The organism is Stagnihabitans sp. (assembly GCF_964946895.1).
In genome coordinates, this window is record NZ_CBBQHX010000011.1 from 84707 (window position 1) to 109887 (window position 25181).

The following is a 25181-nucleotide window of genomic DNA, read 5'->3' on the forward strand; positions in this document are numbered from 1 at the left end:
TGGCAAGGCGCGCTGCGGCCCGCTAATGTGATCACATGAACATCCTCGCCACCCTTGAAACCACCTTCACCGGCCTTGATACGGCAGCCTTCCTGCTGTTCATCCTGTCATGGCTCGCCACTGGTTTTCTGGCGGAATATCCGCCGAAGTGGCGACCCTCGGTCTCTCATCTGATGAAGGACTATCGCCGCCGCTGGATGGTGGAGTTCCTGACGCGGGAGCCGCGCATTTTTGACATCTCGCTGATCGACAGCCTGCGGCAAGGCACTGCCTTCTTCGTTTCCGGCAGCATGATCGCCATTGGTGGCGGCGTCGCGATGATCGGCAATGCGGCCACCTTGCAGGGTTTGGCGCATGACCTGACCATCGGTGCAGAAACGTCACAGCTGCGCATCAAGCTGATCGTCGTCGTGGCCCTGATGGCCAACGCGCTCTTGAAATTCGTCTGGAGCCACCGTCTTTTCGGCTACTGTGCCATCATGATGGCCGCCATCCCGAACGACTACACCGATCCCAAGGCCGCCCCCCGCGCCGCGCAGACCGCCGAGATCATCATCACCGCCGCCCGCAGCTTCAACCGTGGCCTGAATGCCATCTACTTCGCGCTCTGCGGTCTGGCCTGGTTGATCGGCCCTCGGACTCTGATCTACGCCGTGATCCTGACCACTGCCGTCCTGATCCGCCGCGAGTTCGCCAGTCACTCCCGCGCCGTGATGATGGAAAAGCTCGACTGACCTTGCCCTTTCATATTTGCACAAAGATCCCACGGGAGGTCCGGAGGGTGTGAAACCCTCCGGCGTGTGATGCAGCAGGCTAGGCTTTCGTCCCTCGCCGCCCTTCGATCAACCAGGCCAGAACCGAGGTCATCGCCGCCAACAGCAAATACAACCATGGCGGCAGCAGGGCCAAGACGGTGATGTCACCCGTCACATAAGCCCCTCGCGGTGTTATCCCGATCCAGCCGCGCCCGGCGGCCGGCCTGCCGTCGTTGACCAGACGGATGTCCGGAATCCCATTCTCCAGCCGCAGGATGCCTCCTTTGGTCGGCGTCACCGCGGGTTCCAGCTTGTCGCCCGAGGCAATCGTCTCTTCGAACTCCTTGGGGGCCAAGGGGCCAACAGCCACAACCTTGGCCAGTTCGCCCTCTTGCAGCCGATAAAGCCCCAGCAAGGGTGCCTGATAGGTGCCGTCAAACTGCCCCGGTGCTGTTTGCTTCAACTCCACCGTCGCCGACGTGCCATCCGGCAGCGTCACCGCCACCGGAGGAGGCGGCGTATCCAGAATTGTCCGACGGGTGATTGTCAGGCTCTGCCCGACCGCAGTGGCCCCCAGCGCCTCTTCTTCCAGCTCGGGTTGCTTCAGCATCCAGTGCGCCAGTCGCCGCAGCAGTTCCAACTGCGGTCCGCCGCCTTCGAACCCGCGCCCCCACAGCCAGCTTTGATCCGAGGCCAAGACAGCGACACGGCCTTTGCCAACCCTGTCCAGCACCAGCAAAGGCTTGTCATCCGGCCCGCTCATCAACACCTGACCCGAGCGTTGCGTCACTTCTATCAGCCGGAACCAGCGGCCCCACCCTCCGGGCGGGGCCAAAGCCTCCAACCCTTCGGTCACCGGATGGCGGCGGCCAACATCGGTCAAGGTCGGTTTGAAGCCCTTTTCTATGATCTGGCTGGTCGGCTCCACGGGCAGAATCTGGCTCAGCGGCGAACGCCACAAGCTATCGACCTGGCCAAACTCCGGCCCAGCCGCGACCAGCACGGTGCCGCCGCCTTGCACATAGTCCACCACGTTCTGCAGATAGGACATCGGCAGGATACCCCGCATCGCATAGCGGTCAAAGATGATCAGGTCGAAATCCTTGATCTTGTCGACAAACAGCTCCTTGGTTGGGAAGGCAATCAGCGACAGTTCCGAGACTGGAATGCCGTCCTGCTTTTCCGGTGGCCGCAGAATGGTAAAATGCACAAGGTCCACCGACGGGTCGGACTTCAGCAGGTTTCGCCAGACCCTTTCGCCTGGGTTCGGCTCCCCTGACACCAGAAGCACGCGCAACCGGTCCCGCACCCCGTTGATCTGCACAACGGCGGCGTTGTTTCGGTCGGTCAGCTCGCCCGCCTGACCGGCGATCGACAGTTGCAGCACGTTGATCCCGGCGTGCGGCAGTTCGATGGGCAGATCAAGGTCCTGCCCCACCGGCACGCTGAAGGTCGAGGGCGCATCGGCATCCAGCGCAATGGTCACATCCACCGTCTTGCCCGCTGTTGCCGGAGCTTGACCCTGATCCTCGACCCGGAACTTCAGGCTGGTCTTTTCGCCCATGATCGCGAAGGCGGGGGCGTTGGTGATGACCAGCCGCCGATCCCAATCATCCTTGCGCCCGGTCAGCAAGACTTGCAACGGCGCGGGCAGCTTCGGGGTCACGCCCATGTCATGCACCTGACCGTCGGTCAGCAGGATGGCACCGGCGATCCGCGCCTGCGGCTCCTGCGCCAAGGCTTGTGCCAGGGCGCTCATTGCCAAAGTGCCGGCATTATCCTTGCCATCGGCAACATGGACGATCCGCAGTTCCGTGTTCGGGATCAACGAGACCTTGGCCTTGATCGCCTCCACCGCCTGCGCAGTCTGGAACGGTCGATCGGACAGTTGCTGAGAGGAACTGTCATCCACGACCAGCACGACGATATCGGACAGGGCCTTGCGCTCTTCGTTTTGCAAAGAGGGGTTGCCCAAAGCCACCAGCACAAAGCCCAAGGCCAGCGCCCGGATGGCCCAGCCGATCAACCCGCGCCACAGTGCCAAGGCCAGAAGCAGAACCGATACCACGGCAAGAGCAATCAACGCCCAGTCGGGGATGAGAGGTTGAAAGATCAGGGTCTGGCTCATTTGCCCAGCCTTTCCAGCAGGGCAGGCACATGGACCTGATCCGACTTATAGTTCCCCGTCAGCACATGCATGATCAGGTTGATCCCGAAGCGGTAGGCATATTCGCGTTGGTCATCCCCGGCGGCCCCACGTCCGACTGGCAGCATGGGTGCGCCGTCCTGATCGACCGCCCAGGCGCTGGCCCAGTCATTGCCGCCAATCACCACCGGCGTCACCCCATCGTTGAGGTTGCGAAACGGCATCCCCTCGGCCTTGACCGCGTCCGGAGGCGAGGCCTCCACCCACAAGCCACCCTCCGAAAAACGCCCCGGGAAAGCCTGCAGCAAATAGAAACTCCGCGTCAGAACGTGATCCTCCGGGATCGGTTCGATCGGCGGAATATCCAGCCCCGAGGCGATCCGTTGCAAAGCGGCTCCCTCCGGCGTTGCCCCAGCCGTCGCCATATCGGCATCCCGGGTGTCAAACAGGATCATGCCACCGGTTCGCAGATACTTGTTCAGCTTGGCAAAGGCAGCAGAGGACGGCACCGGAGCATCTGCCGTCACCGGCCAGTACAAGAAGGGAAAGAAGGCCAGTTCGTCCTTCTCGACATCCACACCCATCGGCGTCAGCGGCTCCACCGCCGTGCGGTTGGACAGCTGATTGCTCAAGCCTTGAAGTCCGGCGGCAGAGATGTCGTCGACCGTCTTGTCGCCGGTCATGACATAGGCCAGCACCACACCATCGGTCGCCGCAATCGCGCGCTGATCGGCAGCGTCATCCGCTTTGGCCCCCTGTGGCTGCGTCAACATGGCCAAAGCCACCAAGGCCGCACCGGCACCCCGCCGCAAGCGACCGGACAAGGCCAGTGTGGCGATGACGTCCAACAAAAGGAGGATCAGCGCCAAGGACAGAACCGGGCCTTTCAGCGCCTTTTCGGCAGGCAGGCTCAGGTCAGCCACCGTCACACCTGCAGGCCAGACCGCTGCCTTGAAGGCAAAACCCTCTGCCACCGGATTGACGGCAACAACACGCCCGTCGTTGCGATAAAGCCCTGCCGGAGCGGCAGCCCCGGGCCCTTCCTTCATCGCCGTCAGCATATCCGCGCCCTGAACACCTGGCAAGCTACCGGGATCGCCCAACTCTCCCCAGCCGTCCAGAACGTGTTCCGGCGTCCAGACCAGCCCCTTGATTGCTTCATCCGGTACCGCGCCCATCGTGGTCGATATCGCCAGCCGCTCTAGCATCGACACAAAAAGCCCCGATAGCGGCAAGTCCGACCATTCTGCATTGGCGGTCACGTGGAACAGCACTACCTGCCCTTGGCCCATGATCTTGCGGGTAACCAGCGGCGTACCGTCATCCAGCGCCGCCAGCGTCCGCGCGGCGAGATCCGCATCGGGTTGCGCCAAAACCTGGGTCTTCACCCGCAAGTCCGCCGGAATATCCAAGCCATGGAACGGCGAGCCGTCCGGGAAGGCCGCCAGCGTCTTTGGGGCGCCCCAACTCATTGCGCCGCCGGTGGTCAGGCCGCCTTGGCGCAGGGTCACCGGCATCAACGGGTCTTCCGCCAATTTCGCCATGTCGGCCGCCGCCAGATGCGGCCCGGCAAAGCGCAGCAGCAGCCCACCCTTCTGGACCCAATCAAGCAGGGCATCACTTTCGGCCTGCGGTATCTGCGCCACATCTGCCAGCACGATCACATCCGGCTTTGCGGGCACCACATCCATGACCCCGCCCTCGATCAGGTCAGCCGATGGCGAAAGGGCCTGACGCAGATAGTGGATGGGCGACAGAAGTTGCAGCCCCTCACTGTCGGCGGCATCGGTCACCAAGGCCACCTTGCGCCGTTTCAGCGAATCCCCCGCAAGGGAATCCGCTCCGGCACTCCGCTCGCCCTCCAGCGCGAAACGGTTAACGCGGTTGCGCAGTTCGGGCGGCAGATCAAGCACGGCCTTCGCCGTTGCGGCCCCGTCTGCGAACGCCAAGGGCGCGCGGGCCAATTCGCGGTCCGTCCCGGAAGGGTCGGGCCCCCGCGCCACAAGGTTCAGCGCCGCCACACCAGCCGGAAAGCGCGAGGCTGTCAGCGTCAGTTTTCCATCGGCCTGAACCGCAGGGCCCAAGGCGTAAACCGGTTTGTCAGAGCCGAATACCGTCACCGGCCCTGCCTTTTGCAAAGCGGCCAGAAGGTCTGCGCGCCCGACGTGATCCAGCCCATCCGCAACCCAGGCCGTCTCGAACGCACTGGCGGGCAAGCGGTTGATCCACCCATCAAGTCCGGCCGGCAACCAGCCGCGCGGCGCCAACGCCGCCAGCTTGCCGCGCACATCCGCCGGGGCCTTGAACTCGACCGCTTGGGGGGCGTCAGCCAATTGGATCACCGCGACCGGGCGTCCGGCTTGATCGGCACCATCCAGCAGACTTGCCGCCTTGCCGAGCCGCTTGGTCCAGTCGTAGGCATCCGCCCAGCCGCCATCAACCACGATCAACAGCGGGTCCTTGCCCGCCACCACCGCCCGGGGGTTCAGCACCGGCCCAGCAAAGGCCACAATCGCGGCGGCGATCGCCAGCATGCGCAAGGCCAGCAGCCACCACGGTGTCTTGGCAGCTTCGCGGTCCTGATCCGTCAATCCCAACAACAAGGCGACGCCCGGAAACCGGCGCCTGATTGGTGCAGGCGGTACGGCCCGCAGCAGGAACCACAACACCGGCACAGCCAAAAGTGCCAATAGCAACAACGGAGAGGCAAATCCCAGCATCACCGCCCCCCCTCCAGCGCGCGATAGGCCCAAAGCAAGGCGGCTTGGGCCGGTTCGCCGGTGTGATGCACGGAGTAATGCCAGCCCGCCGCCCGCGCCAACTCGGCCAGTCGCGCCTTGCGTTCGGCCAGACGCGCCAGATAGCGCGCCTTCAGATCGCCCGCCCTTTGTGTTTCATGACTGACCGAACCACCCATGGAAACGAAGATCGTGCGCCCGTCAAAGGGGAACTCCTCTTCCGCCGGGTCCAGCACTTGCAGCAGGATGCCTTTCACGCCACGCCCGGCGGCTTGGCCCAGCGACCGCTCCAGCGCGTCCAGATCGCCCAGGAAATCCGATACGAAGACCGCCCTGCCATGCGCCACAAAACCACCGGGCAGAGGCGCACCAAAGTCCGCCGCACCTTTCGCAAGGTCCAGCGCCATCGCCTCGATCAGGCGCAGCATCTGTCCTTTGCCGGCACGCGGGGCCTCTGCACCGGACAGGCCGACCTGTTCTCCGGCGCGCAACAACAGAACCGCCAGGGCCAAGGCCAGAACTCTGGCCCGGTCCGCCTTGGCGGGCCGGTTGGATGCCCCGGAGAAATCCATCGACTGCGCCGCATCGACCCATAAAACGACGGATTGCGCCGCCTGCCACTCGCGCTCCTGCACGAAGGCCTGATCGGACCGCGCCGACCTGCGCCAGTCGATCGCCCGCAGCGCATCCCCCGGCCGGGCCGCCCGATACTGCCAGAAATCATCACCCATGCCCGCCCGGCGTCGGCCATGCTCGCCCAAGGCCACGGTCGCGGCCAAATGCTCCGCCTCCGCAAGCAGGGGCGGCAGGGTCTGCCCCAAGGCCTCGGCCCGGGCGCGCAGAACAGCGGTCACCGTCACGCGAGAACCTTGTCCACCACGCGGGAAATCACACTTTCCAAGCTATCCCCACGCGCCCTTGCTGCAAAGTTCAGGGCCATCCGATGCTCCAGCACCGGCTGGGCCATCGCTTGCACATCTTCTGTATTCGGCGCCAGCCGCCCGTTCAGAAGGGCACGCGCCCGCACCGTCAGCATCAGGGCCTGTGCCGCACGCGGGCCGGGCCCCCATGCCAGAATGTCCTGCAGGTCCTTGCCCTCAGGCTCGCCGGGGCGGCAAGCGCGGACGAGGTCGAGGATAGCCTCCACCACCTTGTCGCCTACCGGCATCCGGCGGATCAGCCCCTGCGCCGCGATCAGTTCTGCCCCCGAAAACACCGGCGAAACCTTGGAAACCAGTGCCCCGGTCGTTGCCAAAAGGATATCTCGCTCGGCTGCGCGCGACGGATAGGCCACGTCGACCTGCACCAGGAATCGGTCCAGCTGCGCCTCTGGCAGCGGATAGGTGCCTTCCTGCTCAATCGGGTTTTGGGTGGCCAGCACATGGAAGGGCGGCCCAAGCGGGCGGTGCTTGCCGGCAATCGTCACCTCGCGCTCTTGCATGGCTTGCAACAGGGCAGATTGTGTCCGGGGCGAGGCGCGGTTGATTTCATCCGCCATCAGCAGTTCGCAGAACACCGGCCCTTCAATGAAGCGGAAGGCCCGCGTGCCATCCGCCGAGGTCTCCAGCACTTCCGAACCCAGAATATCGGCCGGCATCAGGTCCGGAGTGAACTGGATGCGGTTGGCCTTGAGGCCCATAACGGTGGACAAGGTATCGACCAGCAACGTCTTCCCAAGGCCCGGCAACCCTACCAGCAAGGCGTGACCGCCTGACAACAAGGCGGCCATCGTCAACTCGACCACCTTTTCCTGACCGATGAACCGCCCGCCAATCGCAGCCCTTGCGACCCCCAGACGGTCAGCCAGCGCTTCAATGGCAGTGACAAGATCTTCGGCTTGGGACATGACTTTGCTCCGGAATGGTTCTGTGGGACACTAAAGCCAATCCTGACCGCAGGCACAAACGGCAAAAGGCAAAAATCCACAAATGATCGTGAAACCCGACGCCGAGGCGCTGCTTTCCGCCGTCACGAAGGCCGCAAAGAAAGGCCCACCGCCAGTTCACCTGTGGAATCCGCCCTTTTGCGGCGATATCGACATGCGCATCGCGCGTGACGGGACCTGGTTCTACCTTGGCACGCCCATTGGCCGCGCCCCTATGGTGAAACTCTTTTCCTCGATCCTGAAGCGCGAAGGCGAGGCTTTCTTTCTTGTCACCCCGGTCGAGAAAGTGGGAATCAAGGTTGATGACGCCCCCCTGCTGGCTGTGGACTTTTCTGCGTCGGGCGAAGGCCGCGACCAAATCCTGCATTTTGTCACGAAAACCGAGGATCATGTCGACGCAGACGCCGACCACCCCATCGACATCCGCATGATTGACGCAGAACCTGCCCCCTATATCCACGTGAGGGCTGGTCTTTACGCATTGATTGACCGCAAGAGCTTCTACCGCCTGATCGAATTGGGTTGCCATGAGGTGCAAGACGGTCAAAGCTGGTTTGGCCTCTGGTCACACGGCCAGTTCTTTAAAGTGATCCCTTCCGCCGACCTGACTTGAGAGTACATGCCCCGTTACGCCGCCAATCTGACGATGTTGTTCACCGAGGTCCCCAGCCTTGATCGGCCCGGTCTGGCTGCTCAGGCGGGGTTTGATGGCGTAGAGATCTTGTTTCCCTATGACCATCCCGCAAAAGACTGGCAGGCGGCACTTGCCGGGATGCCGCTGGCGCTGATCAACACGCCGCCCGGGGATTGGGCGTCGGGCGACCGTGGCCATGCGGCGGTGCCCGGGATGGAAAACCAGTTCCGCGAGCATTTCTTGCGCGCCGCAGATCTTGCGACCCGTTTGGGGGCGGGCAAGGTTCACATCATGGCTGGCGTGGCCAAGGGTCCGCAGGCCACGCAGATTTTCACTGAAAATCTGGCTTGGTCGGCGGAGACTGCCCCGGACCTGTCATTCACGATCGAGCCGCTGAACGCCGAAGACTGGCCGGGCTATTTCCTGAATGATTTCGATCAGGCCGCGCGCATTCTGCAGGACCTCGACAACCCCAGGATCGGATTGCAGTTCGATCTGTGGCATGCCGCTCGCATTCACGGTGATGCGCAATCCGTATGGGAAAAGCATCATGCCTTGGTGAATCATGTACAGATCGCCGGCTTTCCAAACCGGGCCGAGCCGGGTGGCGGCGGCTTCGATCTGACCGCGATGTTCCGGGATCTGGATGCGCAAGCCTATGCGGGCTGGGTCGCCGCCGAATACCGACCGGCGCGGGCCACCGTGCATGGCTTGGGTTGGCTGAACGCGTTGAAGGCGCGCGATCGCATGATTGGCACGGGGTCCTGATCAGGCGGGTGTCGGCCCCTTGGGGCCAACACCTTTGGTCAATCTGCCTCAGACGCTGAGGCAGATGTATTTCAGTTCCATGTAGTCTTCGATCCCGTGATGGCTGCCCTCGCGGCCGAGGCCGGACTGCTTGACGCCACCAAAGGGCGCAACCTCGGTGGAAATCAGGCCGGTGTTCACGCCGACCATGCCGTATTCCAGCTGCTCTTGCACCCGGGTGATGCGGCCGATGTCGCGAGAGTAGAAATAGCTGGCCAGCCCGAAGATCGTGTCATTCGCGCGGCGGATGATTTCTTCCTCGGTATCGAACTTGAACAGCGGGGCAAGCGGGCCGAAGGTTTCCTCGGTCGCGACCTTGGCGGTCGGCAGAACGCCGGTCACCACGGTCGGCTCAAAGAACGTGCCGCCCAAAGCATGGCGCTTGCCACCGGTGACGATCTGGCCACCCGAGGCGAGAACGTCGGCGATATGCTCTTCGACCTTCAGCACAGCGTCTTCGTTGATCAGCGGGCCGGTGGTGGTGCCAGCCGTCAGCCCATCGCCAATCGCCAGTTTCTTGACCGCGGCCGCCAGTTTCTCGGCAAAGGTATCGTAGACCCCGGCCTGCACATAGATCCGGTTCGCACAGACACAGGTCTGACCATTGTTGCGGAACTTGGAAATCATCGCGCCTTCGACGGCCTTGTCGAGGTCTGCATCATCGAAGACGATGAAGGGCGCATTGCCGCCCAACTCCATCGAGCATTTCAGCACCTGTTCCGCGGCTTGGCGCAGAAGGATGCGACCGACCTCAGTCGAGCCGGTAAAGGTCAGCTTGCGGATCGCCGGGTTCTCGCAGAACTCTTTCCCAATGTCGGAAGAGCGTTTCGAGGTGATGACCGAGAACAACCCAGCCGGCACGCCAGCCCGTTCCGCCAGAACTGCCAGCGCAATCGCCGACAACGGCGTTTCCGCGGCAGGGCGCGAGACGAAGCCGCAGCCAGCCGCCAAAGCCGGGGCAACTTTGCGGGCGATCATCGCATTCGGGAAGTTCCACGGCGTGATGGAAGCCGCAACGCCGATTGGCTGCTTGATCACCGTGATGCGCTTGTCACGCTGGTGGCCCGGGATCGTCTCACCATAGATGCGCTTGGCCTCTTCGCCGAACCATTCGATGTAGCTGGCACCATAGGCCACTTCGCCCTTGGCTTCCGCCACCGGCTTGCCCTGTTCGGCGGTCAGGATGATGCCCAGATCGTCCTGGTTCTCCATGCACAGCTCATACCACTTGCGCAGCACGGCGGCGCGTTCCTTGCCGGTGCGGGCGGCCCATTCGTGGCGCACCTTGTCGGCCATGGCAATGGCGCGGGCGGCATCGACGCGGGTCAGGTTCGGCACCAGGGCGATCACGTCGCCACGTGCCGGGTTGGTCACCGGGAAGGTCGCCCCATCCGCCGCATCCACCCATTCCCCGGCAACATAGGCCTTGTTGGGAACCAGCGATGGGTCTTTGAGGATAGCGCGCAGATCGGTTACGGAATCGAGCATGAGTGGACCTCCAAATCTCGTTTGCACTGCAATGCCGGAGAGCCGCAGAAAAGTCTAGTTCCCGGGCGGGTTCTGGACCTATGGTTTGATCAAATCTGGAAGCGGAGTTGAAAATGCAGGACTTGGACCGGGCCTATCAGAACGGAGCCTTCATTGCGGGGGCTGATGCCTTTCCACCGAAATGGCAGGCCGCGGCGCAAGGCTTCCGTGACAGCTTGGGGGCGAGGGCCGAGCTTGGCCTGCCCTACGGCCCGGGCGAGCGTCACCGCTTCGACCTGTTCCGGCCTCAGGGTTCGACACGCGGCTTGCTCGTGTTTGTCCATGGCGGCTATTGGATGGCCTTCAACCGCGATGCCTGGTCGCACCTTGCCGCAGGTGCCCTGGCGCGGGGCTGGGCCTGTGCGATGCCGTCCTATACGCTGGCACCGCAGGCCCACATCGCGCAGATCACGCAAGAGGTGGCGCGGGCCGTCACCGCCGCTGCGGCCCTTGTCGCCGGTCCGGTCGTGGTGACCGGCCACTCTGCCGGCGGTCACCTTTCGGCCCGCATGGGCTGCGCCGATGTGGCCCTGCCGCAGGTGCGCCGCGTGGTGCCAATCTCGCCGCTGTCGGAACTGGAGCCTTTGCGGCAAACCGCCATGAATGCCGATCTGCAGCTCGACCCCGCCGAAGTCGCCAGCGAAAGCCCGGCCCGGCTTGCCCTGCGCGAAGGCTGTGAAGCGCATGTCTGGGTGGGTGGCAACGAACGCCCGGCCTTCCTTTGGCAAGCCCGCACCCTGTCCGAGGAATGGTCCTGCCAGTGGACCGTCGCCCCCGGTCTGCATCATTTCGACGTCATCGACGATCTGGCCGATCCGGCCTCGATCCTGATCAACACTTGCCTGCAAGGGCTCTGACCTTTCCGATTCATCCAGGTCCAAATATCCATTCTACGCCAAAGTCTCGTGCTGCCAGTCGTCATTGAACGCCACCCGGTCGCATCCTGCGAACCGGGCGAGACGGTCGAGTTCGCCCTCCAGCTTCGTCAGCCGGCCCTTGCCCATGGCGACGCCGGCCTCCGGCCAGAAGGCCCGGATGCGCAAGGTGCCCTCGTCGCGGAAGGCCTTGGTGTCGATGCGGCCAATCAGGCGGTCGCCCTCCATCACCGGAAAGACGTAGTAGCCGTATTTGCGCTGCGGTTCGGGGACGAAGACTTCGATCCGGTAGCGGAAGCCGAACAGGAACTCGGCCCGATCGCGGTCGCGCAGGGCGGGATCGAAGGGCGACAGGATGCGCAGGCGGTTGACGGGTTCCGGCGCGTTCGCCGCCGCCTGCAGCACATCCGGCCGGGCGAGGCTGCGCTTGCGGCTACCATCGGCGCCCTCGATTTCAACCGGCACGACCGCGCCGCGATTTATCGCGGCCCTCGCCCAAAGTTTCGCTTCTTCAGGCGTGATGAGATGCCAGTAGGCCCGAAGCTCGCTGGTATCGGCAAACCCCAGGCGGTCCAGCGCCGCAGTGCACGACCAGTCCACCATCGTGGCCCGATCCCCCAAAGGCGCGCGGTGCGGCTCGGGGATGACGCGGTGCGACAGGTCATAGACCTTGCGGAAGCTTTCGCGCCGGGCGATCGCCAGTTGACCGGTGCGCCACAGCCATTCCAGTGCTGTCTTCGAAGGATGCCAGTCCCACCAGCCGCCCTTCCCGCGCACCTCGCCCTCGCCGACATCGGCTGTGGTCAGCGGGCCGTCCTGTTCGATCCGCCGCAAGATCGTGTCGAACTGCGTCTCATACCCTTCGCGGAACCACTTGCGCCAGTTGCCGTGCAGACGTTCAGCGTCATGGGCGAAGCGGTGGTGCCAGTGGCCATGAAGATGGATCGGCAGGATCGAGGCGTCGTGGGTCCAATGCTCCCACAGGGCGCGATCCTTCTCGATCAGCCGCTGCAGCGCCTCGGGTTTGTAGCTTTGGCGGCGTGACCACAGGATCATGTGGTGCGCGCGTTCCACCGTGCTGATGCTGTCGACCTGCACGAAGCCGATCCGGTCGATCAAGGCGGCCAGCGCGGTCCCCGAGGCGGGGCCGGTGGGCGCCTCGGACAGGGCGTGGCGGTCAAGGAACAGGCGGCGGGCAAGCGGGTTGGATATCAGCATCACGGCAGGCTAGCAGGCACTTGGGCGGGGGCCAAGCGGCACCACAGGGTCAGGGGTATCAGTGACTTCGCCGTCAGGAACCGTGCGGGGTTTGCACACCCCGGCCCCGGACAGGTTACTTGCGCAGGACTGAGCCAGTTTAGTTGATGCCGTAAAGGCAGCGCATTTCACGGAAACTCATCAAGCGCTGGGTCTTTTCATCCCACAGTTTCAGCTTCACGCAGGACAGGCTTTGACGAATGGTCAACGTTTGTGCCTTCGCAAGTTCTGGCTGATCGCGCAACACTTCGGTCAGGCGATAGAAGGGAATCCGGCTGTAGAGGTGGTGCACATGGTGGATGCCGATGTTGCCAGTCAGCCACTGCAGCGGTTGCGGCAGCTTGTAGTGTGAGGACCCTTCCAGCGCCGCATCGTGCAGTTGCCATTCCGGCTCTTTCGCCCAGTGCGTTTCTTCGAACTGGTGCTGGACGTAGAACAGCCAGACGCCAATGGTCGCCCCGATGACCGAGGTCGGGATGTAAATCAGCAGCAAGGGCATCAGCCCCCCCAGCCACAGGATCAGGCTGACGATCAGCACGATCAGGGCATTGGTCCCCATGGCCGAGGTCCAGTAGCGCCACCCGGATTTCATCAATCCGAAAGGCAGGCGGTTCTGCAGGATGAACAGATAGCTGGGGCCAAGCACGAACAAGATGACCGGATGTCGATACAGCCGGTACATCAGGCGTCCCCATCGGCTGCGGGCGCGGTATTCCTCCACCGTCAGGGTCAGCACATCGCCTATGCCGCGCATGTCGAGGTTGCCATGATGGGAGTGGTGGATTGCGTGGGTGCGCTTCCAGACGTCATAAGGTGTCAGCGTGATGACGCCCAAGGCGCGGCCCAGCCAGTCCGAGAAGGTCCGGTTGGCAAAATAGGACGCGTGGCCAAGATCGTGCTGGATGATGAAGATCCGCACCAGAAAGCCGCCGTTCAGAATGGCAAGGGCCAGCGACAGCCATGGCGAAACCTCCAAAGCCGCCCAGGCAAGCACCCAAAGCAACAGAAAGGGAACCAGCGTTACCGACAGTTCAAACAGACTGCGGAAGGTCGAGGGTTCACGGTAGCGCGCAAGCTTAAGCACCCATTGCCGGGCGCTTTCCTGCCGCGAATGCGCGGCGTTAGTGTCATTGGTCATTCAGGAGCCTATGTGAAAGGCACAGAGGGAAGGCAGGACGCAAGGTTCAGCTTTCGCTCTGAGGGGCCGGGACCTTGCCCGGGTGTGGGCGGCATTGTGGACCTTTTGCCGCCTCCGTGAAAGCCTATTCCGCCGCCGGTGCCGCCTTCAGGGCGGATTTGCGCTGCTTTTCTGTCGCGGATTTGAGCTGTCCACAGGCCGCCATGATATCCTCACCGCGCGGAGTGCGGATGGGCGAGGCGTAGCCGGCGTTGTGGATGATATCGGCAAACGCATGGATCCGGTTGCCCGACGACCGCTTGTACGGCGCGCCCGGCCACTCGTTGAACGGGATCAGGTTGACCTTGGCCGGAATACCCTCCAGCAGCTTGACCAGCCGCCAAGCGTCTTCCTTGGTGTCGTTCACCCCGTCCAGCATCACGTATTCAAACGTGATCCGTTCCGAATTCGACAGTCCGGGATAGGCGCGCAGGGCGTCCAAGAGGGTGGCGATGTTCCACTTCTTGTTCACGGGCACGAGTTTGTCGCGCACCTCGTCCGTGGTGGCGTGGAAGGACACGGCCAGAAGGCAGCCGATTTCCGTGGCAGTGCGGGCAATTTCCGGCACCACACCCGAGGTGGACAGGGTGATGCGGCGACGACCAAGCCCGATGCCTTCATCATCCATCACGATCTTCATCGCGTCACGGACGTTTTCGAAGTTGTACAAGGGCTCTCCCATGCCCATCAGCACGACGTTCGACACCAGCCGGATTTCCGGCTTGGGCTGGCCTTTGATCGGCCATTCGCCCAGATCATCGCGGGCCAGCATGACCTGACCGACAATTTCGCCAGCCGTCAGGTTGCGCACCAGTTTTTGCGTGCCGGTGTGGCAGAACGAACAAGTCAGCGTGCAGCCAACCTGAGACGAGATGCACAGCGTGCCGCGATCGGTCTCGGGGATATAAACCACCTCAACCTCGTGCCCGCCGGCAATCCGCACAAGATACTTGCGCGTGCCATCTTCCGAGACCTGCCGGGTCACCACCTCGGGCAACTCGATGCTGAACGTCTCGGTCAGCATGAGGCGGAAGTCCTTGGCGAGGTTGCTCATCGCCATGAAATCGCGCAGGCCCCAATAGTAGACCCATTGCCAGACTTGGCCCACCCGCATCTTGGCCTGTTTTTCCGGAGTGCCCGCGGCGATCAACGCTTCGCGCAACTGGTCGCGGGTCAGGCCGATGATGTTGGTCTTGCCGCCCTCGGGCAGCTTGCGCGGCAGGGTCAGCACGTCTTGGGTGATGGGCGCCGAGGCGAGGATGCCGGAATCGGACATGGTGGGGAACTTCCGTGATTGATCGGCTGATATAGGACAGCGCAGCCGAAAAGGAAACAGGCTGCGCGCCGAAGGGGGTTGCGGTGGCCCAAGATTGCGCCTTGTGCGTGTTGCGGCCGTGGCTCGGGCGACATCTCCGGACGGCTCTCTTTACAGGTGGGCAGGTCCGTGGGCTTCTTCGGGCTGAGGTCGACAGATCTTCATCACCAAAGGCAAAAGTATTCCATGGCCATTTTCAACATCCTCAGCAACGCCGACTGGGACAGCTATGACGGTCCGGTAGGTGGGTCCATTCAAAGCCGCTCGGGCGATTCCTTCGTGTATCTGTCCCTGCCCGGTTATGCGGTCACCGTGACCGGGACGGGGTTTGCCTATGACGCCGAAGGCATCGCCATCGGGGGAACTGTGACCAGCCTGGATGTCTAAGCTGGTACGACGCGCTACGCGCATTATTCCGGGCTGGATGCTGCATTGACAGACTATCTCACCTACGGCTTCGGCCTGACGAGTGGCGTGGCTAGCAAGGTCGAACCGGATACCGATGCACTCTACGCCGTCCTGCGTGCGGGAGACGACCGGATCAATGGCAATGACCAAAGCAAGACCATCCTTGGCTATGAGGGCAACGACACGATCCGTGCCAACGGCGGCGATGATTGGATGAACGGTGGCTCCGGGCAGGATCTGTACTACGGCGGGCCAGGGAATGACGGCGTCTATTTTCTGGATGCGTCGGCAAACCAGCACGGGGTTCACCTTGATCTGTCGCTGGCGACTGGAACGATTCAGGACGACGGCTTTGGCAATGTCGAGAACGTCTTCGGTGTGGAGAAGTTCGAAGGGTCAGACCATGCCGATGTGCTGAAAGGCGGCTCGCATGATGACGCCTTCTTTGGCGATGGCGGCAACGATACCCTGACCGGCGGTGGCGGCGGCGACCAGCTTTACGGCAATGATGGCAATGACTCGCTGAATGGCCGCGCAGGGAATGACACTCTGGAAGGCGGGTCCGGGCGGGATCAACTGATGGGCGGCGGCGGGGAAGATGTTCTGGTCTTCTGGGATGTTGCGGCGCCGGACGGCCACGGTGTCAACGTCAACCTTGCCAATGCCGCAGGTCAGGTGATTGACGATGACTATGGCCAAACCGAGACGGTCAGCGGTTTTGAAGACCTTGGCGGGTCGGATTACGGCGACCGGCTCATGGGCAACGGGCGTGACAATTCCCTGTGGGGCAATGCCGGCAATGACCCGATCTATGGCGTGGCGGGCTATGACCTTCTCTACGGCGGCGACGGACGCGACAAGCTGTTTGGCGGCGCCGGTTTCAACGCGTTCCATGGCGGTGCCGGTCAAGACACGATCACCGGCGGCCCCGGGCTGGACTGGTTCGTGTTTGATACGCCCAAGGCAATGTCCGGCTATGGCGACAAACTTCTGGGTGTCGGGGCCAACGATGTCGTCTGGATCCCGACCTCCTGGGCAGCGGACCTACTGGCGGGTGGACTGAGCACCGCACAGTTCGAGTCGAACGTCCACGGCACGACACCCAGCACGGCAGCAGTCAGGATCTTTCATTCGGACGATTCGTGGTTTTATTTCGATCCCGACGGCAATGGTAGCGCCCATGCCCTTAGGCTGGTCGAGATCGGCGGCACATCCGGCTTCTTCACCTTCCAGACCTATGATCTGACCTGATCCAAGTCATCGGGCAGCTGTCCCTTTGTTCGCACAGCGCCGTCAAATCGCAGGACCAGATGCCACTGCAAACTGCCCGCCGGCGGCGTTCGCTTGCCGATTTCCAACGCAAGTCCACCGGGTGATTGACGCGACGCGGCCTTCTGGTCCTATGGACGCCATGATCAAAAGGCTATGGTCGACAGGCGATGAGCACAGAGATGACGGCACCGAAATGGCCAGTCGCGGCAGATGCCGGCGCAAAGCGCTCAATCCTGGCAGAGAATCTGGAGATTGAGGGCGATATCAGCGCAATCGGGCCCGTCGATATACTGGGCAAGGTCACCGGCACCGTGCAGGCGCCGGAGGTTCTGATCGCGGCCAGCGGACAGCTTGTTGGCAAGGTCACAGCAGTTGGCCTGACGGTCTTGGGTGGCCTTGACGGATCGATTGCGGCAAAGTCAGTTACGCTTGCCGGTTCCGCCCGGGTGAAGGCGGACATAACGCATGAGAAGATCACCATTGAAAGCGGCGCCCTGTTGGAAGGAAGCCTGAAGCGCAGAATCTGACACGACGACAGGCGTTGCACGCTTTAGGACGTCAGACGGGAGAACGACATGGCGCATGATCTGGTCCTGGTTGGCGGCCGGGTGATTGATCCCTCGCAAGGCATCGACCGGGTCGCGGATGTGGCCTTTGACGATGGGCGGGTCGCCGCCGTCGCACCCTCGCTGCATGGCCGCGAGATGCGCGATTGTACCGGGTTGATCGTGACACCGGGACTGATTGACCTGCACACGCATGTCTATTGGGGCGGAACTTCTTTGGGCGTCGAGGTGGACGCCTATGCCCGGCAGTCGGCGGTGACGACCAGCGTCGATACGGGAAGTGCGGGGCCGGGCAACTTCGCCGGGTTTCGGGCCCACGTGATCAAGCGGGCCAGATCACGGGTGCTGGTCTATCTGCACGTGTCCTTTGCCGGGATCTATGCCTTCTCGCCGACGATCATGGTCGGGGAAAGTCAGGACATGCGCCTGATGGCCGCAAACGAGGCGGTGGCGGTCGCGCGGGCGAACCCGGACTGCATCATTGGCATCAAGGTCCGCGTCGGGCGCCATGCCAGCGGCCCGTCCGGCATCCAGCCGCTTGACGTAGCTTTGGATGTAGCGGATGCGACGGGCCTGCCCCTGATGGTTCATATCGACGAGCCGCCGCCGACCTATGCCGATGTGGTGGACCGCCTGCGCCAGGGGGATGTTCTGACCCATTGCTTCCGCCCGTTCCCCAACGCGCCCTGTCATGCCGATGGATCTATCCGCGCTGCGGTTTTGGCGGCGCGGCAGCGCGGCGTGCTATTTGACATCGGGCATGGCATGGGGTCCTTTTCATGGGACACCGCGCGCAAGATGACGGCAGCAGGGTTCTGGCCGGATACGATCTCGTCCGACGTCCACGCCATGTGCATTCACGGCCCGGCCTGGGACCTGCTGACCACGATGACAAAGTTTCTGGCCCTTGGCATGTCCTTGCCGGATGTCATCGCGCGCGCGACGGTAAATTCGGCCTTTGCCTTGCGCAGACCGGATCTGGGAACTTTGGCCCCCGGGGCCATCGGCGACGCCAGCGTGATCACGCTGGAGAACCGACCGATTGATCTGGAAGACTCGCGGGGTGAGGTCTTGCCCCATCCCCAACGGCTGAGCGCCAGGGGCATGGTCATTTGCGGCGGCTGGGAGCCGGCTGGAACATGAGCAAGGTTTCCGTCTGGACCTATCCCTGGGACCTGCATGATCTGGGGGCAGAGCAGGTCGCAGCTTCCTTGGCAGAGGTTGGCTGCACCATGATTAGCCTTGCCACATCCTATCATGCCGGGCGGTTCCTGCAGCCGGGTAACCCCAAGCGGCGGGTCTATTTCCCTCAGGATGGTACGGTTTACTACAAGGTGGATGCTGCACGCTGGTCCGAAGCCGAAATCGTGCCGCTGGAAGCCGACATCGTGGGGGTCGAGGGCGATCAACTGGCCGCTTTGGTGGCCCTACGCGACAAGGGCGGGCCGGGGCTCAGCTGCTGGACCGTCTGTTTGCACAACACACGCCTTGGCATGCTGCATCCCGGCCATGTGCTGCGGACCGCACACGGCGACCCGCAATATTACGGGCTTTGCCCTTCCAGCCCGGCGGCGAGGGCCTATGTCACGGGCATGATCCAGGAAATTGCCGAACGCTACCGCCCCGACCGGATCGAGCTGGAAAGCGTGGACTTCATGGGGTTTTCCCATGGCTATCACCACGAAAAGGATGGCCTGCCTGTCCTGCCTGAGGATGCTTTCCTGCTGGGGGTCTGCTTTTGCGATCATTGTCTGGCCCGCGCCAAGGCGGCCGGGGTTGACGGTCAGGCGGCACGTGCCATTGCGGCAGACCTTTTGGACGCGGCCTTTGAACGGGACTTGCCCCAAGCCCGGTTCCCCGCCTTCGCCGCCGAGGGCATCGCCGCGTTTCGCGGGCTGCCGGCACTTTACGATTTTCTTCAATGGCGATGTGAACCCGTGACCGCTCTCATCGCGGACATCAGGGCGGTTGTGCCAAAGGGCGTGCAGTTGCTGCTGATCGACGCAGAGGGATCATGGTGGGGCGGGGTGGATGTGGCGGCGATTGCCCCCTTTGTCGATGGCGTGATCCACTGCGCCTATGTCACACCCTACAGCCGGATTTCCGCCGTGATGGCAAAGGCACGCCGTCTGCTGGGCGCCAAGAAAACGCTGATCGCCGGCTACCAGCTTTTCCATCCCAACGTGGCAGATAGCACCGATCTTGCGGCCCGTGTGACCGCCGCGCGCAATTGGGTCGATGGGTACAACTTCTACAATCTTGGAATGGTGCCGTCCAAACGGTTGGACTGGATCAGGACCGCGCTCGGCGGGGCGACGGCAGCGCCGTGATCCAGGTCACCTGCTATGACCCGCGCCAGATGATCGCAAACCCCTCAGCAACCATGTTTCCAAATCGCGGGTGATCCTGCGGCATTGGGGCCTTTGTTCGCGATCAGGTTGGCGACTGTGTCATCAGGGCCGCGGTCCGCGACCATTGTGTCCATCTCGGGCGGCGAGAAGGACAGTTTTGGTTGGCAGAAGCGCGGTTTCCACGACAATGCCACGACGGAGCGCTTTTCAAAGGGCGGGAGCCAAATGTCCGGCCCCGATATTGTCTGATGGATTGGGACAATCCATACGAGGTGCAGGTCAGATGCCAGTTGCCCAACCCGTCCGGCAAGACGACGGACCGGTAGACCGGGCCCTGCGGCTTGGTGTTATGGTGGCCGCACAGCCGGACGGCGCACTGCCACCGCAGGCGGTTCGGCTGCTGGCAGGTGTGCTCTTTGATCCGGGCTTCGCTGTCAGGATTTTTGCCGCTCCGCCTCCTTCGCGAGAGCCGGTGTTGCGGACCGTTCTTCCGCTGCTTCTGGCAGAAAAGTTTCTGGTCAAACCACCGCACCGCAGTGCCTTGCCGACCCTTGCCACCGTCACGGTCGAACCTTCTGTGGCAGCAAAGGGCTTGGCCATGGACGTCATCGTCGACTTGGGCGGGGGCGCGGTCGACCCAACCCTGGCCGAGGATACGGTTCATGGGTTGTGGCGCGTGATGGCGACGCCGCTGCAGGCCGCCTTGGCTGGCGCAAGCTGTACCGAAGCAACACTGGTCCGGTTCGATGGCACAGCCACGCCAAAGGTCATCGCCCGCGCGATCTACGACACAAAACCACTGGCAACGCACAACGCCGCCTATGTGTCCGAAAAATCGGCACAGATGATCTTACGGGAATTGAAGCGCTGCGCCCGGGACGGTGTCCCGGCTGATCTGGGTCCCGCGCTATCGGCGGCGCCGATCCACCTTTCCGGCGCGTGGGACTATGTGACCCGCACCGCCAGCAAGTCATTGCACCGGGTCCGCAAACACATCGCAAAGCGGCGCGGCCAATTCCTGCAAGGGTTCAGCCTGCAACTGGGGCACGGCACCGCGCTTGATTTCGATCCGGCGGCCACGCACCCGGTTCCCATGCCGCCGGTGTCCCTTTGGGCTGATCCGTTCCTGATTGTCCACGAAGGCGCAGTTCACTGCTTTTTCGAAGACGTCGACCCTGCCGTTGGCCATGGGCACATCAGCGTCGGCCGCGTCACCGAAACCGGATTGGTCGAGGTGCAGACCGCGCTAAGACAGCCGCATCACATGTCCTATCCCTTTGTCTTTCACCATGAGGGCAATCTGCTGATGATGCCCGAAGTGCATGCGGCAGGACGGCTGGAAATCTGGCGCTGCACCGCTTTCCCCTCGGTCTGGGAACTTCACGCCACCGCGTTTGAAGGCATTCCTGTGGCCGACAGCGTTCTGCTTGAACGGGATGGCACATGGTGGCTGTTCACCCACATTTCGCGCGACAGTTTCGGTGATTTTTGCAGCGACCTGCATGTCTTTCGGGTGAACGGCCCAGACCTGGGCGGGCTGGTTCCGCATCGTCTGAACCCCGTGGTCACCGACGCCTCGACAGCCCGCGGCGGCGGGCGCATCCATCAGGCCAACGGGCGCCTCCTGCGCTTTTCGCAGGACAATTCCGGCGGATCTTACGGACGCGCCTTGAACGTGATGGAGATCGTGCAGCTGGACCTTGACCATTATGAGGAGCGCCGTCTGCGCCACATCACTCCCGACTTCGCGCCGGGGCTAAACGGCTGTCACCATTTCGACGCCGTGGATGGCTGGATCGTCATGGACGTGCGGCATACCTGACCCGCGTCACTCGGCGGCAAGCGTGATGGCAGTGGCACCGTCAAGAACGCCCATCTCTTGCAGAACGCCCGCCATCTTGCTGCGGAACACCGGTTCGGCGAATTGCGCGGCATGCCGAACAAATTGCTGGGGATCGACATGCTCCAATCCCGAGGCTTCAAACCTTTCGACCGCGTCGACCAGGCCATCAACACTTTGATCCTTGAACAACACGCCCGTTTCGCCATCGACGACGGAATCCAGCACGCCGCCGCGGCCATAGGCAATCACCGGACGGCCTGCCGCCATCGCTTCGACCGGAACGATGCCGAAATCCTCCTCGCCCGGGAAGATCAGCGCCCGACAGCACGACAGATAGCGGCGTAGACGCTCGTCATCCACCCGCCCCAGAAAACGGATGTTCCCCTTGGACTTTCGCGCCAAGGCGGCCTCGGCCTTGTCAGGCCCCCCAATCACGAACAGGGGCCGGTCCAGCCGATTGAAGGCTTCAATCGCAAGGTCCGGACGCTTGTAAGGCGCAAGTTCGCCCAGCCACAGGTAATATCCACCGCGTTCTTCCGGAGCTACGGCAGTGAATTTTTCGACCGAAACCGGCGGGTTGATCACGTCAGCGTCGCGGCGCCAATACTTCCGGACGCGGCTTGCCACATGGTTCGAATTGGCGATGATGCGGTCCGGACGGGCCGCGGTATCAACGTCCCATGCGCGCAGGCGGCGGGCCATCGCAGGCATCAATTGCCGGGTCACGAAACCAGCATTCTCGCGGTAGATGGGATACTGATCCCAGATATAGCGCATTGGCGAATGGCAATAGCACAGATGCGGCACATCAACCGGTGTGATAACTCCCTTGGCGGGCCCCGCCTCGGACGACAGCACAAGATCGTAATTCGACAGGTCCAGCTCATCCAAGGCCGCCGGCATCAGCGGCAAGTACTTCTGGTACAGCCGGTCTGCCATTGGCAGCTTACCCACCGATGTTGTTATCACGCGATGGCGGCGCAGTTGGGCGCTGATCTTGTCGGGACGATAAGCGTGGGTGAAGATATCGGCTTGCGGAAACATTGTGCAAAGAGATTCGAGCACCTTTTCTCCACCACGCATTCCAACCAGCCAGTAATGGATGATCGCCACGCGCAAATCCGGGCGCAGGTCCGCGCAAGGTGCGTTTGAAAGGAATTGTCCGCCGCGATTTTGGGAGCCTGTTTTCATAGCCATATCCTCCTTCTAACGGGTCCGAAGATTTCCGCGCATCCACCTTGTTCAGAATGAGCCCGCGAACCTCGATCCCCATTTCATGCAATGTCGTCAAACCACGCTGAACCATGTCGCGCGGCGTCTGGTCGCAACTGACCAGGAAGAAATTCATTTCGACTTCCTGCGCGACGATCAGGGCATCCGGCACAGAAAGCAGCGCCGGGGCATCGACGATCACGAAGTCATAAGCGCGTTCCAACTCGCGCAGGACCTGACCAAACCAGGTGACCGACAAGGCATCTGCGCCCGTCCGAAGCGGGTCACGCGCGGCAAGCACGTCGAAATTGCAGCCAGACGGGCGGCTGATGGCTTCGGGCAGGTCGCATTTGTATTCAATGTAGTCGGCGAAGTCATAGGACTGATGCAGCCTGCCGCCCAGGGATTCCATGACCCTGGGACGGCGCAGGTCGCAGTCGACCATGATGACCGACCGCCCGGACAAGGCCACCATATGGGCCAAGGCCAGCGCGGTGGTCGTCTTGCCCTCACCCGGTGCCGCACCGAGGATCTGGACGCTTTGGCCACGCCCGGTGACGGGCCGACGCAGGCTTATGATGGTGCGAAGCTGGCGGATGCGTTCGGCATAGACCGAATTCGGATTTTCCTTCAGATCTGCCAGCATGTCCCGTGTGTCCTGCCAACCCTCGTCAGGGAGCGCGGTCAGCACTGGCAGTCCGGTCGCCGGTCCAAGCTCCCGGGTGGAGCGGAAGGTGGTGGGCGCCATCTCTTTGAACAGAACCCAGGCGGCGGCCAAGGCGGCCGTGACGGTCAGGGCAAGGCTTGCCAGCAAAGTGGGCCGGGGCGCTGACGGAGCTTCCGGCAGCATGGCGCGTTCCACCTGAACCGCATCGGGCTGCTGCATTTCCTGTTGCGCGCGTGTCTCGTTGATGCGGGCCAGGAAGGATTCATAGGTCTGTCGGGCGGCGTCGGCTTCGCGATTCAACTGGCGCAGGCCAAGCTGGCTGGCTGTCATGTTCGTGACTTTGCCTTCCAGATCACGGATCGCCGTTGCGATTCCAGACTCACGGTTGCGCGCCAGGTCCAGTTGACTGCGCCCCGCCGCGATGGCGTCTTCAAGTTCGCCCTGCATCGCGCTGCGCACTTCCTGCAGCTTCGTCTGGATTTCAACCCGGTGCGATTGCGTGGCGTCGTAGGTGCGCGCCCAAACCGCATCATCTTGGCGCAGCTTTAGCTGTTGGGCCGCAAGGTCCTTCATCGTCGGCGTATCGATGACGGTTGCCGCCGCCTCGATGTCCTGATGGGCCAGCATATCGGTCAACTGGCTCAACCGCGCTTCGGCTTCGACCCGGGCGGTGCGAACCGAGGCCAACTGGGCGTTCAGGTCACTCAGTTGCTTGGACACGTTGTCCAAAGTGCCGCCATCCGAGATCAGGCTATCGGATTGGAACTGGGCAACAGCGCGCTCCGAGGTCTCGACCTGCTGGCGCAGAGCACCAAGTTGATCTTCCAGCCACGCGGTCGCACGGACCACCGCCGACCGGCGATTTTCAAGCTGCAGCGCGATGTAGGCGTCCGAAAGCCCGTTGGCCACGTCGCGCGCCAAGACCGGGTCCGCCGCATCGACGCGGATGATCATGACATAACTGTCGGTCTGGGCATAAGCGGTGCGAATGTTCTGCACGGCGTCGACAAGCCGCGCTTCACGCGCGCTGGCTGCTTCGGCGTCGCTGACCGGGGCCGGATCGCTTGAAAACAGCGCGTGGAACAGGCCCTTCACCCGCGCCACCAGCGACTTCGGCTTGTTCGCCGGATCGAGTTGATCCAGTTCCTTGGGCGTCAGGCTATCCAACATCTTCTCGATGACAAGATTTGATTGCAGCACGCCGATTTCGCTGTTCACAATCTGGGCGCTTGGGGCGACATCGGCCACGACATCCGCGCTGCCGACGACCTGCACCTTGCGGGTATCAAGCATGAGCTTGCTGTAAACCGTATAGGTCGGCGTCACCTGCTGCATGACGATCCAGACCAGAAGGCCCGCGCCAAACGCCAACCCGCCGATCTTCCAGCGACCTTGCCACAAAGCCCGGAACAGGGTGCGCGTTTCGACGGCGTCGAAATCCTGCGCGGTCGGCACATTCTTGGCGTTCGACGAAAGCGCCTGAAATCGTGCTGCTCGGGCGTTCATTCCACATTCCTCACATAACAGCCACGCAGTGCGCGCAGCGGGACTCTTGTCCTGATCCTGTCTTCAGGCCTCGCAACACCGCTGGACCAATCGCCCGAGCGGCAATTCGAGGGCAGTCCCTGATCTTGCCGCGACACTCATCCGTCGCGCGACTTCTTGTCAAATTTCTTGCAATTTCGTCGATCCTTTGATCACGAAAGACGACCCAATCCGGGTCTTTGGCAGTCACTATCCCTCAGG

General features: G+C 62.7%; 20 protein-coding genes. 10 read left to right on the forward strand and 10 right to left on the reverse strand.

All coding sequences use genetic code 11. From position 1 onward, the window contains the following. Window positions 1-35: 35 nt before the first annotated feature. The gene (locus tag AC1Y2B_RS09485) at window positions 36-734 is read left to right on the forward strand and encodes a DUF599 domain-containing protein (RefSeq protein WP_482252840.1); all 699 of its coding nucleotides are present in this window, start codon (window positions 36-38) and stop codon (window positions 732-734) included. 79 nt (window positions 735-813) lie between these two features. On the opposite strand, the gene AC1Y2B_RS09490 is transcribed toward AC1Y2B_RS09485, so the two are convergent. The 4 genes from AC1Y2B_RS09490 to AC1Y2B_RS09505 are packed head-to-tail and all read right to left on the reverse strand — an operon-like array spanning window position 814 to window position 7485. Beyond that, window positions 814-2883 (reverse strand): glutamine amidotransferase, encoded by a 2070-nt coding sequence (locus AC1Y2B_RS09490; protein ID WP_482252841.1) that lies wholly within the window; start codon window positions 2881-2883, stop codon window positions 814-816. Continuing rightward, complete coding sequence (locus tag AC1Y2B_RS09495) at window positions 2880-5621, reverse strand: DUF4159 domain-containing protein (RefSeq protein WP_482252842.1); 2742 nt, start codon at window positions 5619-5621, stop codon at window positions 2880-2882. The genes AC1Y2B_RS09490 and AC1Y2B_RS09495 overlap by 4 nt, the downstream gene beginning before the upstream one ends. After that, the gene (locus tag AC1Y2B_RS09500; protein ID WP_482252843.1) at window positions 5621-6499 is read right to left on the reverse strand and encodes a DUF58 domain-containing protein; all 879 of its coding nucleotides are present in this window, start codon (window positions 6497-6499) and stop codon (window positions 5621-5623) included. Before AC1Y2B_RS09500 ends, AC1Y2B_RS09495 begins: the two co-directional genes overlap by 1 nt. Then, window positions 6496-7485, reverse strand: coding sequence for an AAA family ATPase (locus AC1Y2B_RS09505; RefSeq protein ID WP_482252844.1), 990 nt, complete (start codon window positions 7483-7485; stop codon window positions 6496-6498). Before AC1Y2B_RS09505 ends, AC1Y2B_RS09500 begins: the two co-directional genes overlap by 4 nt. Window positions 7486-7567: 82 nt before the next feature. Here AC1Y2B_RS09505 and AC1Y2B_RS09510 point away from each other — a divergent pair, with 82 nt between their 5' ends. After that, entirely contained in the window at window positions 7568-8137 is a 570-nt protein-coding gene (locus AC1Y2B_RS09510; protein ID WP_482252845.1) for a DUF1285 domain-containing protein, read from the forward strand. Window positions 8138-8143: 6 nt separating this feature from the next. Then, window positions 8144-8926 (forward strand): hydroxypyruvate isomerase family protein, encoded by a 783-nt coding sequence (locus tag AC1Y2B_RS09515; RefSeq protein WP_482252846.1) that lies wholly within the window; start codon window positions 8144-8146, stop codon window positions 8924-8926. Window positions 8927-8974: 48 nt separating this feature from the next. Here the strand turns inward: AC1Y2B_RS09515 and AC1Y2B_RS09520 are convergent, their stop codons facing one another. After that, on the reverse strand, window positions 8975-10453 hold the full coding sequence (locus AC1Y2B_RS09520) for an NAD-dependent succinate-semialdehyde dehydrogenase (RefSeq protein WP_482252847.1): 1479 nt from the start codon (window positions 10451-10453) through the stop codon (window positions 8975-8977). A gap of 113 nt (window positions 10454-10566) precedes the next feature. On the opposite strand from AC1Y2B_RS09520, the gene AC1Y2B_RS09525 reads away from it, so the two are divergent. Then, window positions 10567-11349: an alpha/beta hydrolase gene (locus AC1Y2B_RS09525; RefSeq protein WP_482252848.1), complete on the forward strand. Its 783-nt coding sequence runs from the start codon at window positions 10567-10569 to the stop codon at window positions 11347-11349. 33 nt (window positions 11350-11382) lie between these two features. Here the strand turns inward: AC1Y2B_RS09525 and AC1Y2B_RS09530 are convergent, their stop codons facing one another. The 3 genes from AC1Y2B_RS09530 to rlmN all read right to left on the reverse strand — a co-directional run bounded on the left by AC1Y2B_RS09530 (window position 11383) and on the right by rlmN (window position 15062). Further along, a complete protein-coding gene (locus tag AC1Y2B_RS09530) occupies window positions 11383-12585 on the reverse strand; it encodes a winged helix-turn-helix domain-containing protein (protein WP_482252849.1) in 1203 nt (400 codons plus the stop codon). A 139-nt stretch (window positions 12586-12724) separates the two neighbouring features. Beyond that, window positions 12725-13762 (reverse strand): fatty acid desaturase, encoded by a 1038-nt coding sequence (locus AC1Y2B_RS09535; protein ID WP_482252850.1) that lies wholly within the window; start codon window positions 13760-13762, stop codon window positions 12725-12727. Between the two features lie 124 nt (window positions 13763-13886). Next, a complete protein-coding gene (rlmN, locus tag AC1Y2B_RS09540) occupies window positions 13887-15062 on the reverse strand; it encodes a dual-specificity RNA methyltransferase RlmN (RefSeq protein WP_482252873.1) in 1176 nt (391 codons plus the stop codon). A 240-nt stretch (window positions 15063-15302) separates the two neighbouring features. Here rlmN and AC1Y2B_RS09545 point away from each other — a divergent pair, with 240 nt between their 5' ends. The 6 genes from AC1Y2B_RS09545 to AC1Y2B_RS09570 all read left to right on the forward strand — a co-directional run bounded on the left by AC1Y2B_RS09545 (window position 15303) and on the right by AC1Y2B_RS09570 (window position 21535). Further along, on the forward strand, window positions 15303-15503 hold the full coding sequence (locus AC1Y2B_RS09545; protein ID WP_482252851.1) for a hypothetical protein: 201 nt from the start codon (window positions 15303-15305) through the stop codon (window positions 15501-15503). A gap of 45 nt (window positions 15504-15548) precedes the next feature. Further along, window positions 15549-16775, forward strand: a complete 1227-nt coding sequence (locus tag AC1Y2B_RS09550) for a calcium-binding protein (protein ID WP_482252852.1) — start codon at window positions 15549-15551, stop codon at window positions 16773-16775. Between the two features lie 200 nt (window positions 16776-16975). Continuing rightward, window positions 16976-17323, forward strand: a complete 348-nt coding sequence (locus tag AC1Y2B_RS09555; protein ID WP_482252853.1) for a bactofilin family protein — start codon at window positions 16976-16978, stop codon at window positions 17321-17323. A 48-nt stretch (window positions 17324-17371) separates the two neighbouring features. Beyond that, window positions 17372-18505 carry an amidohydrolase/deacetylase family metallohydrolase gene (locus AC1Y2B_RS09560; protein ID WP_482252854.1) on the forward strand — a complete coding sequence of 378 codons (1134 nt, stop codon included), beginning with the start codon at window positions 17372-17374 and terminating at the stop codon, window positions 18503-18505. Beyond that, entirely contained in the window at window positions 18502-19692 is a 1191-nt protein-coding gene (locus AC1Y2B_RS09565) for a hypothetical protein (RefSeq protein ID WP_482252855.1), read from the forward strand. The genes AC1Y2B_RS09560 and AC1Y2B_RS09565 overlap by 4 nt, the downstream gene beginning before the upstream one ends. 496 nt (window positions 19693-20188) lie before the next feature. After that, a complete protein-coding gene (locus AC1Y2B_RS09570) occupies window positions 20189-21535 on the forward strand; it encodes a glucosamine inositolphosphorylceramide transferase family protein (RefSeq protein ID WP_482252856.1) in 1347 nt (448 codons plus the stop codon). Window positions 21536-21541: 6 nt separating this feature from the next. On the opposite strand, the gene AC1Y2B_RS09575 is transcribed toward AC1Y2B_RS09570, so the two are convergent. Together AC1Y2B_RS09575 and AC1Y2B_RS09580 are read right to left on the reverse strand one after the other, a co-directional pair. Beyond that, the gene (locus tag AC1Y2B_RS09575) at window positions 21542-22621 is read right to left on the reverse strand and encodes a glycosyltransferase (RefSeq protein WP_482252857.1); all 1080 of its coding nucleotides are present in this window, start codon (window positions 22619-22621) and stop codon (window positions 21542-21544) included. Continuing rightward, window positions 22503-24941, reverse strand: a complete 2439-nt coding sequence (locus AC1Y2B_RS09580) for a GumC family protein (RefSeq protein ID WP_482252858.1) — start codon at window positions 24939-24941, stop codon at window positions 22503-22505. Before AC1Y2B_RS09580 ends, AC1Y2B_RS09575 begins: the two co-directional genes overlap by 119 nt. Between the last annotated feature and the right edge of the window lie 240 nt (window positions 24942-25181).